Raw genomic sequence first — 10,122 nt, 5'->3', positions numbered from 1 at the left:
TAAATTGGCTAATTGGATTCTCTTTGATAAACCGGAGACCAGCTTTTAAAAAAATTGTCCGGCACAAAGAAGAAATCTCAGGTCTGAAATTTGCTTAATAAATCCTTAAGTTTAATTTGTTAGACTATGTAGTGTCAGGATATTATTAGGGGTGCTCATGACAAGTACAAAATTAATTTTAGCGGGCCTGGAAGGTAAAGCAAATTCTGTGAATGGTACAGAAAAGGCTAATGCAGAGCCGCAATTTACAACTCAGGAAAACAGTGGTTTTTCCGATGAGATGATGGCTAATTTACTTGTAGAATGCAATACCAGACTAGATCGCAAAGATTTCACTCCTAATTCCTAATTATATTATACCCCCAACGTAGCCTTGATGCTGTCATCAAATGAGTGTTGTGCTTTACAGCATAACACTCAATCGGCAATAGGAATAAACATTATTACACTGAGCTGGATCAACGCGATATTTGTGAGCTCACTTCCCCGAAAAATATATTGTTTACTTTTTGAACATTTAGGGTTATAATAATTCATTTTTATTGTGGAGCAACGCTATGACTATCAAAGCTCGCCTGGCAAAAAGTTCAGAAAACCAGCAACTAGCTATTATTAATTCACAATTTGAGGAAATTTACAGTGATGATAAATATCTTGAATCTAAATTTCCTGAATTACTGACTAATTATGCAAACACTGTCTTTATTTTGAAAAGAGCCAGTTCTCCTGAAGTTGAACAACAAATTCTGAATTTTGTTGCACCAAAACTGAGGAATTGGCTAAATCCAGATAATTATGAACACTTTAGTCAATATTTATCAGAAAGGTCGCGTGGCAAGCTTGCTGAAATTATAGCGAAATCTATTATAGAGCAAATAAATAAGAAGCCCAGTTTTGGCGCCTATATTGCACCTTATCAAAAATGGATAAAAGCAGGGGCAGTTCAACGGTTATTATTAGATCACATGGTTGATTACTTTAAAAAATTTGTAGGCCAACCTGCGCTAATACCTGGCATATTTGCCATAACTGCACCAAGTGTATTGAGAGCTGCCATTTTGAAGTTTGGCCCGCTTATTAAAAAAAGAGCGTTATTTGACAGCTGCTTGAAAAAACTTCCTTCATTTGACTCTAAAGAATTTTTTTTATTTATAGTTCCAATAACATTATTTATAACGTCACTTTCTGAATTACAAGAGGTTGCCGACCAGTTCAAATCAGACAGACTTCGTACATTAATTTTTGTCCGATTTAATCACCAGAAACTTAATTGCACAGAGCAAGAGTTTGCATCATTAACAAAACCAAAATTTGAGATAGCCAGGTTTGGTGAGGCTGCTGCCCAGTTTAATCCAGCAGCGGTAACGCGACGATTAAAGGAGATTCATGAGGGTAGTTCGATTCTTCAAGACTTCCCCTTGCTAACTCGGTTTCAATCTAATCTGTTCTTCATGAGACTACTCCCACTCCCTGAAAAAATACAATTGATGGTAGGGAGCTTAATTAGTGATATGCAAAATGAAGAGTTAAGTCAGGAAGATAAAATTACCCGGCTTCTAAAGGCAAAAAGTAGCTTGGGAAATAAACCACCCACTACTAATTCAGTGTTATTTATCACTTGGTCAATTATAAACTACAGTCTGAGAGACATTAATCCGGTGCCGACCCCGGAGGACGAACCGGTTATAGCAAGTAGCGGAATGTAGCCTTAGTACACTCTATTTACACTACGCTGCATCAAGCAAACTTTGTTATTCTGGCCAGAGGTATGCCTGAATCTCGCCTTTAGGTGAGTTTTGGGTATATACTACTAGAGCATCGAATGAATGGAGGATGCCATGTCAGATAATTTTTCAGCTACATCCCATTGGCGGGATTCTGCCAGAAGCGCACGCTTTTTTATCGTAGATGCACGTGCGGCTTTCCCTATTTTTCTTTTTCTGATGCACATTCGATACTGGACGGCAATGCTGGTTGTGGTATCTGCTGTGTTTTTTGGCGTTATTGAGCATTATGGCTTTACGGTACCTGTATTTCTGCGCTGGTTGCGTAGTTTCTTTGCCGGGCGAGTTAAGTCATCTCAACCATGGTGGCGGTAAATGGATATTAATATTAGTAAATGTCTGGCAATGATCTCTGCGTCAATGAATGCCAAATTTTATTTAAATGATCGCTTTGTCAGCTATGAGGAAGTGTTTTCTGAAACAGGTCTGTTACCTGCCATAGCAAGAAGGGCGGATCAGTTATGTTCTTTGTGTCTGGGCTATGGCCTGGGGGCAACATTTGATGAGGCAGAAGGTTCGCTGTTAGGAACACGCGTGATTTTTGATGAGGTAACGCCTAATTCCCTACGCTTGTTGTGTATGACCGATGTGTTAAATGAATTGATTCAGGGCGGACCCAGTAAGGATTATACGCCGCTTGATGAGTTAATGTACGATTAAGCAAATTGTAGCCTGAGGAAACGTGATAAACCCCCGGGCTCCGGTTCTGCTATCTGCCTCCCAAATAAAAATGATAATCATTCTCATTTGTGCTATACTGAACATAAGCCAGTTCAGGAGAGCGCAGTATGATTATTAAAACCCTGAGTTTTGCCTGTGTTCATTTCAGCGTAGCGTTTACCATTGCCTGGCTGATGACCGGTAGTGTAATGATAGGCGGCGCAATTGCTTTAATTGAACCGTTCTGTAATACGGTTGCTTATCATTTTCATGAGATATTGTGGGGCAGAGCCGGCAAATCATAGAAGATATTTGTCTTTCAGCCGAATATAATGCTGGGCTGAATACTCAAGATTTTCAATTTCCCTTGCCGTTAACGCCCTGATTTGGCGGGCAGGGTTGCCAAGGTAGAGATAACCGCTTTGCAACCGTTTTCCAGGGGTAACAACACTGCCGGCAGCAACCATAACATGGTGTTCGACATGAACGCCATCCAGAATAAGAGCCCCCATACCAATCAGGCAATAATCATCAATCTGGCAAGCGTGTAATACCGCCTGATGCCCGATCGTGACGCCTTTGCCGATAATTAGCGGTATGCCGCCCGGTGTGAAGGGACCGTCATGCGTAACATGCAATACTGCTGCATCCTGAATATTGGTGCCTTGATCGATAGAAATGGTATTAACATCGCCACGGATAACCGCCATGGGCCAGACCGAGACATCATCAGCCAGAGATACTTCGCCAATAACACTTGCCTGCGGATCAACATAAACCCGTTCGCCAAGCGTTGGATAAATCGAATTAAATCCCCGGAGAGCCATAATTGCATGAAACCGAAATAAAAGAAATTAGTAACAAGCTTACTGAAACTGCATGGGTATTGCAATGTTTGCAAAACACCCTCTCTCGTACCGGGAAGGCATTGTTGAATAAATAGAGAGTAGCCTTGATGCAGCGAAGCGTAATCAAGGTTTTTTTTACCGCAATGATCTGCTCTGGTTTGATTAAGCCTATAAATTCAGCAGAAAATTACTGACCGTACTTTCTACCCGCTTATCAATTAACACATCGACATGATCGGCATCAGGAATTAACGCCAGCGAGGCATGCTGATATCGACGGCAAAATGTGATTGATTCGTTAGGATGAATGGAAACATCATTTGTACCATGAACGCAAAGTACGGGTACTTGGCCGTGGTTTACAAAATGGCGGAAATTCAAATGGGTGATATTGGTATTGGAGCGCTGCCGGATTGCATTGCGTAACAGCGAGTAGCTGCGGCCGCTTAGTTTAAACCAGCGGGCAAAACTGCTAACCGGGGTGCGCATGTTGGTTGGCGACGCAATCAGTACCGCACCGCCAGGCATATGGTCAAGCTGCCATTCCGGAAGCTGAAAAGACAGGTTTAACAGATTAAATAACATCGAGCCGCCAAAAGAATGCCCGATAACGCCATGAAAAGGGCCGAGATTATTGAGGATATCCCTTAAAATCAACACGGCATCAATCCAGGTGAGCTGCAGCCCTCTGGATTCGCCATGAGCAGGAAAATCGAGGGCATACACATCATACCCCTGCTGATGCAACGAGCGGATAAAGCGCACCATATAGGCAGCCCTGGACATCCAGCCATGAGTTATCAGGACTTTTTTAGCCTCCGGGTTATCCTGGGCAAAATGGTGAATAACATAATGGCGCGGATCGTTAAACTCAAGTTTCTCCGTCCGCTTCTCAATCATATATTCACAGGCCCGCTGGGCAAAATCCCGGTATTCATGCTCTAAAGGTATCGGTAACGGCGTAATAAATAATTGATAGCACAATTGGGCATGAACAAAATTTTTGACTTCAGTCAAGGTATTCGTAATCATAACGTCTCCTGGACTTTGTTCTTTTTATTTAAGGATAGATCATCCTTTAAACTTATGTAAACTTTTTTGATTATATAACATCCAATTAAGCCCACATTGATTTTGTCAGGTGAGAGTACTAGACTCAAAAATCTAAAAATCAGAAAGGATGTCCTATGCATACTGCAAATTATACTTATCGCCATGACAATCAGGAGCTGCACGGGTTTTTGGCCTATGAGCCTGGCCATGGCAAACCAAAGCCGGCTGTTCTGGTTGCACATGATTGGAGCGGACGCAACGATTTTGCCTGTCAGAAAGCTGAAATGCTTGCCAGACTGGGATATGTCGGGTTTGCAATTGATATGTACGGCAATGGCCGTACTGGTAATACCACCGAAGAGAAAATGGCGTTAATGAATCCATTGGGTTCTGATCGGGCGTTATTACGGGCACGTATTCTTGCCGCTTTTGACGCCGTTACCGCTATGCCGGAAGTGGATAAAAACCGGATTGCGGCTATCGGTTTCTGTTTTGGCGGTTTATGTGTGCTTGATTTGGCACGCAGCGGCGCTGATGTCAAAGGTGTGGTCAGTTTCCATGGTTTGCTGGCCAAACCTGATAATCTGCCTTCAAGGACGATTAAGTCCAAAGTGCTGGTGTTGCATGGGTATGATGATCCTATGGTCAAGCCGGAGCAAGTTAATCAATTCTGCCAGGAAATGACGGAGGCGAATGTCGATTGGCAGGTTCACCAGTATGGCCATACGCAGCATGCGTTTACCAATCCTCAGGCGCACGATAGTCAATTGGGAACGATCTATAATGCAACGGCAGAGCATCGTTCGATGCAGGCTATGCGGAATTTTCTGGAAGAGATTTTTGCAGGAGTATAGATCGGTTTGTTGGGTCAAACGACCGGTTTTGATGTAGGTTGGGTCGTTTGATCCAACAACAAATCTGGCAAATTTCCCGTTAATTGAGATTTGCCGCATTTTATGTAATCTTGGAACGTTATCAATTTAAGGAGACAATTATGTCGAAATACAATGATATTACCAAAGGAATCAGTACTCAATTGGCTAAATTGCGAAAAGACATGCCAGAAGTAATGGCTGGATTTTCCGCATTATCTCAGGCAGCCACTAAAGATGGCGCATTGGATAAGAAAACTAAAGAATTAATCGCTATGGCTCTGGCTGTTGCCAATCATTGCCCCGGTTGCATAGGTTTTCACGCTCAGGCATTGGTTAAATATGGTGCGACTCACGCCGAATTTATAGAAACATTGGGCATGGCAGTCTATATGGGCGGCGGACCTTCTTTAATGTATGCCGCAGAAGCGCTGGAAGCGTTTGAAGAGTTCAGTAAATAAGGTGTTATTATGCCGCGGCTTGTCCGCGGTATCCAGTAGATGGTCAAATCAAGTCATTGTATTCCTCCTGTATTTTTGTTAAAATATTAATCAGTTATTATGATTTTTGTCAAAGCCGGATAATTCGATAGGAAAAAACAATGACCGCGTCGCTGCAATACCTCTTTATCTCTGCATGGAATGAAAAAAACAGAAAAGCAATAACCAATGATCCAAAATTCAGAGTAATCAATCTTGATGAACAGGATGAGTCTATTCTTGCAGAGGCAGATCACCAGAATGTGGAAGAGTTGCATATAACAGGGAATAATATCAGCGCCACCGCATTGGCATCTATTAGCAAAATTAAATCCCTTAAGACGTTATCTCTATCTTCAAAGTCGACAAAAACTTTTAACCTCAAAACGCTTGGCGAGCTACTTGATTTTCAACAACTGAAAGAATTACAGATTACATTTATACCAGTTGAAAGGTCTTTTCTTGAGCTATTGGCAACCGCGGTTAATCTGAAGAAGTTAAGATTGTGTAATTGTTCTTTAAATAACCAAAATATGTTTTCAATTGCCAGAATTAAGCATTTGGAAGAATTGGATATTTCTTTAAATTTAAATATAGATATTAATGGTTTGCTCTTACTGAAACTCATGCCCAGATTAAAGTCGCTTGATGTTACTCATATTGCGTTGAAGGATAACGCGCAGTTTTTATTTGGCACATTGCCCCTGGAAAAACTTAAAATTGATTTTTGCGGCGTAGGGGATGAAACTCTGGCTGCAATTTGTCGCCGTGGTAGTGTGCAACATCTTTCTGCTCAAGGAAATCAGTTTACAGATTTGGGATATCGGGCAATAAAAACAACCCGTGCATTAGTTCATTTTGATGATTCTTATAGCGAAAAGGCAATATCAAAAAAGTTAATTGATAATGTACATAACACGCTAAAACAAAATAGAAATGCGGTTACAGATTTAAAAGAAGTAGCTGCTGTTATGATAGCAGTGGTTCTATGTAGCGGTAATCAACAACAAAACGCAAATTTCGGCAGATTACCGTTTGAGCTGTTATTCCATATCTTTCAGCATGCCATTTTAGTAGACAGGACAAAACGAAGTGATATCCAGATACACAACATGTTGAATCTGGTACTTTCTAATATTAAGGCCAGGAATGAGGGCAAAAAGGAGTTTTGGCAAGTACGGGATCAGAGCGGCAGACAAATATTCAAACGTGGGCCTTCATCGCATCTGCCGTTAATGTTTAAAGATACGGTTGTAAAAAGATTGCTAGAGGTCAAGCCAATGCAGGTTGAGGAAGAGCAGGATAAGGATAATACTCCGACTCAACAATGCTCTGTTATGTAAATATCGCCAGGGTGAAGGTCGAAATGACCGTAACCCGGGTTTTACTGTTTCCTTATTTTCAAATGATTTAAACCCGAAGGCATTTTATGGCATGGATATTTTTTAGTAACGCCAAGCCATGCAATCTGTGAAACCGTCATTTTATTTTTATCGCTTTGCTGGCTTGAAATCTGATTATAGGTTTCCTGAATGATGTTATTTAAGGTTACGCCATTTAACTGCATGCCGCCAGGCAGGCAAAACAACGGATGGCCTTGGGCCTTGGCGGTTTCATTGGCTTGTAATAACGTTTCAGCGATAGTTTCATCGGTGACGCCGAGTACATTGCGTGCGGAACGCGCCCAGGCTTGTGATTGCGCATCGGCCTTCATTTCCATTTTGGGAATATTATTTGCAATATTCATGTAGTTATTAATAGTATCGGCCTGGGCTGAAAACGCAGCAAAAGCAAGTAAAAACGGGTACAAACGCATAATGCACTTCCCTAATTGATCAATCGAATTTTTTGAATTTACTTATTCTTTAAATCCGGATCAAGGATTTTTTTCACCTTGGGTTTTGGCGGCGGTAATTTGAAAAACAGATCGAGATATTTATCCAGGTCTGTTTTATCCAAAGGCGTTTGAATATAAGCAATGTATTTATCGGGGCGAACTATCATCAATGTCGGGTGTTCAATCGCAAAGGCTTTATGAGTATCCCAATTACTATCCATCCAGCGCTTCACATTCGATTCCGGACTTAATACTTTATCAGGCATGACCAAATGAACGGTAATCATGCCCTGATAATTTTTTGCGACCGAATTTACAATATCAAGAATAATAACCCGATCAAATGATTCTCTGCCTATGAATAGAAACAGGTTATGCTGCATGTTATTAGTAATTTTGTAAGCTGAGCTGGCAACCTGATGCTCGGAATCCAGCGAGTAAAGGGTAAAATCTGGCAAGTATTCACCGGGTTTAAACAGGGTTTTACCGCCGTAATGACCAACAATAGCACTCTTGCTGTACGAAATATTCAACTCGGCCAGATCGCTGGTCAGGGTTTTTTTTACATAATCAAGGTTGGTTAAAAATTTAACGGCATGATTGCGCATTTTAATAAGGAAATCATTCTTTATCAAAATCATTTTGGTCATTAAATCTGTTTTGTGTAAAACTTTTTTCCCAACCGGGTAACGCTCATCATGATAAGTATCCAAAAGCTCATCGATGGCCTGATTACGCTGAACCAGGGCTAATTTCCAGACCAGGTTATAAATATCCTGAATACCGGTATTCAACCCCTGGCCGCCCATTGGGCTATGGATATGCGCGGCATCCCCGGCAAAAAACAATCGGTCATAGCGGTATTGCTGCATTTGCCGGTGGTGGATTGAAAAACCGGTTACCCAGACCGGATTCGAGAGTTCGGCCTTGTCTGCCGAGCGTAAATTAAATTCTTTTACAATGTCTTCAAATTGCGGCTGTTCCGTGCTCTTTCCGGGCGCAGTCATTACCAGACGATAACGTTTATTGCCCATTGGAAAGCATGCCATTGGACCATATTGGCTAATGTTGATTACCATACTGTCCTCAGGCTCTGCCCAATCAATGTGCAAATCAGCCAGCCACCAGAATTGATCATAAGCAGAACCTGCAAAATCGCCATTCACCAAATGCCTTAAGGTACTGTGAGCGCCATCACAGGCGATAATCCAGCTTGCCTCGACCTGGAGATTGTCTTGCTCCGGATTTTTAAGGGTGGCAATAATTGACTTTTCTTTTTGTTCCAGAGCAGTTAATTCAGTTTGCCATTCGACATTAATGCCTTTGCCGGCCAGATTGTCATGGAGGATTTTTTCCGTTTGATCCTGGGGTAAATCAATCAGGTAATGGCGTTTTGAGGCGACTTTGCTAAAATCGACACTGGCAATTAACGCACCATTAGATTTGAACAGAGCCTGAACAACTTTATGGCCGCGCTTCAGAAATTCATCAAGCAGTCCACAATCTTCCAGGACATCGAGAGTACGAATATGAAGGCCAAGCGCTTTTGATTTATCGCTTAACGCCTCTTTTTTATCAATAATTCGGCATTTCAGGCCGTAGCGGGTTAACTCATTCGCACAAAAAAGCCCTACTGGCCCTGCTCCTACAACTAACACATCAAGCATTTCAGCAGACATGATGTAACCATCCTGATTATTTTTTAATTAATTAAATAATAGCAATTTTTAGAGGTTTTTGTACAAAGAGAAAATTTGTCATCCCCGCGCAGGCGGGGATCTATCCATCAAACAAGATAAGAAGCCAGTGTGAGGGATGGATTCCCGCCTGCGCGGGAATGACGCCATTCAGTTAATGACATGGCCATTTGGTCTGGCTTACGATGGAAAATACCTCGTTATCGCCCACCACCAGATGATCAAGCAATTGCACGTCAACCAGATCCAGCGCGTTGCGTAAGCGATCAGTCACTTGTATATCCTGGACACTGGCATCTGATAAGCCAGAGGGGTGATTATGTGCTATAATAATCGCCGCAGCATTAAGCGCCAGTACGCGTTCGATGATGGGGCGGGTGTGGACGCTTGCTGAATTAATGGTGCCCTGAAACAGTTCTTCATAGCAAATGACCCGATATTGGCTGTCCAGAAACAGGGCGGCAAAGGTTTCATTTTTTTTATCGCGCAGCTGTCGTTTGATAAACGTATAGGTGTCGCGTGAGCTGGTCAGGCGGGTTTCTTTCTGCAGGGAAATAAAATCGCTGCGTTTACAGATTTCCCGGGCAGCCTGTAATTGCAGGTAGCGCACAACGCCAAGTCCCTGAATTTGGCAAAAAGCGGCTGTGTCGGCAGTTAACACGCCGCGCAGATCGCCCAAATGCCTTAATAGTTCATAAGCTAGCTGTAAGCAGGATTTTTTTCCGCTGCCTGAGCTGATAAAAATAGCCAGGAGTTCGGTATCAGACAGGTTCTTTACGCCTAGCGTCAATAATTTTTCGCGCAGGCGCAACGGCTGTGCTGGTTGGAAATTCGTCATAGTTATTCCTTTATGGCGAGGTTTGTGTTTTGATCGCGGTATTCTTATCAAAAT

At 42.2% G+C, this 10,122-nt stretch carries 13 protein-coding genes; 8 read left to right on the top strand and 5 right to left on the bottom strand.

Translation table 11 applies throughout. The features are described 5' to 3' along the window. The first annotated feature begins 157 nt into the window (after positions 1-157). From ACFORL_RS08395 to ACFORL_RS08375, 5 genes are all read left to right on the top strand, one after another. On the top strand, positions 158-349 hold the full coding sequence (locus ACFORL_RS08395; RefSeq protein ID WP_382342984.1) for a hypothetical protein: 192 nt from the start codon (positions 158-160) through the stop codon (positions 347-349). A 208-nt stretch (positions 350-557) separates the two neighbouring features. Continuing rightward, entirely contained in the window at positions 558-1,706 is a 1,149-nt protein-coding gene (locus ACFORL_RS08390; protein WP_382342982.1) for a hypothetical protein, read from the top strand. A gap of 132 nt (positions 1,707-1,838) precedes the next feature. Beyond that, positions 1,839-2,099: an IcmT/TraK family protein gene (icmT, locus tag ACFORL_RS08385; RefSeq protein WP_382342981.1), complete on the top strand. Its 261-nt coding sequence runs from the start codon at positions 1,839-1,841 to the stop codon at positions 2,097-2,099. After that, complete coding sequence (locus ACFORL_RS08380; protein ID WP_382342979.1) at positions 2,100-2,444, top strand: type IV secretion IcmS family protein; 345 nt, start codon at positions 2,100-2,102, stop codon at positions 2,442-2,444. It begins immediately after the preceding gene. Positions 2,445-2,572: 128 nt separating this feature from the next. After that, entirely contained in the window at positions 2,573-2,749 is a 177-nt protein-coding gene (locus tag ACFORL_RS08375; RefSeq protein WP_382342977.1) for a DUF2061 domain-containing protein, read from the top strand. On the opposite strand, the gene ACFORL_RS08370 is transcribed toward ACFORL_RS08375, so the two are convergent. Both ACFORL_RS08370 and ACFORL_RS08365 read right to left on the bottom strand, forming a co-directional pair. Next, positions 2,744-3,271 carry a gamma carbonic anhydrase family protein gene (locus tag ACFORL_RS08370; RefSeq protein ID WP_382342975.1) on the bottom strand — a complete coding sequence of 176 codons (528 nt, stop codon included), beginning with the start codon at positions 3,269-3,271 and terminating at the stop codon, positions 2,744-2,746. The two genes, ACFORL_RS08375 and ACFORL_RS08370, sit on opposite strands and share 6 nt — an antisense overlap. Positions 3,272-3,460: 189 nt before the next feature. Beyond that, positions 3,461-4,324 carry an alpha/beta hydrolase gene (locus tag ACFORL_RS08365; RefSeq protein WP_382342973.1) on the bottom strand — a complete coding sequence of 288 codons (864 nt, stop codon included), beginning with the start codon at positions 4,322-4,324 and terminating at the stop codon, positions 3,461-3,463. Positions 4,325-4,479: 155 nt separating this feature from the next. Here ACFORL_RS08365 and ACFORL_RS08360 point away from each other — a divergent pair, with 155 nt between their 5' ends. The 3 genes from ACFORL_RS08360 (at position 4,480) to ACFORL_RS08350 (ending at position 7,039) form a co-directional block, all read left to right on the top strand. Next, complete coding sequence (locus ACFORL_RS08360; protein ID WP_382342972.1) at positions 4,480-5,199, top strand: dienelactone hydrolase family protein; 720 nt, start codon at positions 4,480-4,482, stop codon at positions 5,197-5,199. 140 nt (positions 5,200-5,339) lie between these two features. Further along, positions 5,340-5,678: a carboxymuconolactone decarboxylase family protein gene (locus ACFORL_RS08355; RefSeq protein WP_382342970.1), complete on the top strand. Its 339-nt coding sequence runs from the start codon at positions 5,340-5,342 to the stop codon at positions 5,676-5,678. A gap of 140 nt (positions 5,679-5,818) precedes the next feature. Continuing rightward, entirely contained in the window at positions 5,819-7,039 is a 1,221-nt protein-coding gene (locus tag ACFORL_RS08350; RefSeq protein WP_382342968.1) for a hypothetical protein, read from the top strand. A 41-nt stretch (positions 7,040-7,080) separates the two neighbouring features. Here the strand turns inward: ACFORL_RS08350 and ACFORL_RS08345 are convergent, their stop codons facing one another. The 3 genes from ACFORL_RS08345 to radC all read right to left on the bottom strand — a co-directional run bounded on the left by ACFORL_RS08345 (position 7,081) and on the right by radC (position 10,068). Continuing rightward, complete coding sequence (locus tag ACFORL_RS08345; protein WP_382342966.1) at positions 7,081-7,512, bottom strand: phosphatase; 432 nt, start codon at positions 7,510-7,512, stop codon at positions 7,081-7,083. Between the two features lie 38 nt (positions 7,513-7,550). Beyond that, entirely contained in the window at positions 7,551-9,212 is a 1,662-nt protein-coding gene (locus tag ACFORL_RS08340) for an FAD-dependent oxidoreductase (RefSeq protein ID WP_382342964.1), read from the bottom strand. Between the two features lie 172 nt (positions 9,213-9,384). Beyond that, on the bottom strand, positions 9,385-10,068 hold the full coding sequence (gene radC, locus ACFORL_RS08335; RefSeq protein WP_382342962.1) for a RadC family protein: 684 nt from the start codon (positions 10,066-10,068) through the stop codon (positions 9,385-9,387). Between the last annotated feature and the right edge of the window lie 54 nt (positions 10,069-10,122).

Origin of the sequence: Legionella dresdenensis (assembly GCF_042649825.1) — a bacterium.
Classification (GTDB): domain Bacteria; phylum Pseudomonadota; class Gammaproteobacteria; order Legionellales; family Legionellaceae; genus Legionella_C; species Legionella_C dresdenensis.
Note: the sequence above shows the minus strand (reverse complement) of the source record. Positions and strands in the feature narration are given on the sequence as shown.